At 67.1% G+C, this 459-nt stretch carries 1 protein-coding gene; it reads right to left on the reverse strand.

The genetic code is table 11. The features are described from left to right. The coding region (locus tag GRF61_RS24320; protein WP_169153179.1) for a hypothetical protein at positions 1-254 on the reverse strand (254 nt) is incomplete at its 3' end. Between the last annotated feature and the right edge of the window lie 205 nt (positions 255-459).

Consider the following 459-nt stretch of genomic DNA (forward strand, 5'->3'; position numbering starts at 1 on the left):
GTTCCTCCCTCTCCGCAGCTCGCGCCACCGTCATCCGCGGCGTGGCAACCGTCCGTCATCGAGTCGCCGCCGCTGCTGGCCATCCCGGCGTTGCCCGAGGCATCTCCGCCATGGCCACGCGACTTGCGCCTGCGCGAAAGACCAAGCAGCAGCACAACAAAAGCGACTGCCAGCACCGCCGGAAACACGCCGCCCACCGGCCCGAAGGCAATCAGTCCGGCGAACCCCAGCAGCAGCCCCAGCACCGCAAACATCTTCATCCCTCTCCTCCCCGCTCTCCAGTCGGCGCCGCAGCTCACATGCCGCGGACGCGCCACGCCGGCAGTGACCCTAACCCGTTTGGGGGATGCCGGCCGCCAGCCCGCCTACCTATGTTTCAAAACCGCCTTGCGAAACGCATACCCCGGGACTTTCCCCCCGCCGCACAAGGCCTGAGCCCGTTCCACAACACATCTATGA

The organism is Azoarcus sp. TTM-91, assembly GCF_012911025.1.
Taxonomy (GTDB): Bacteria; Pseudomonadota; Gammaproteobacteria; order Burkholderiales; family Rhodocyclaceae; genus Azoarcus.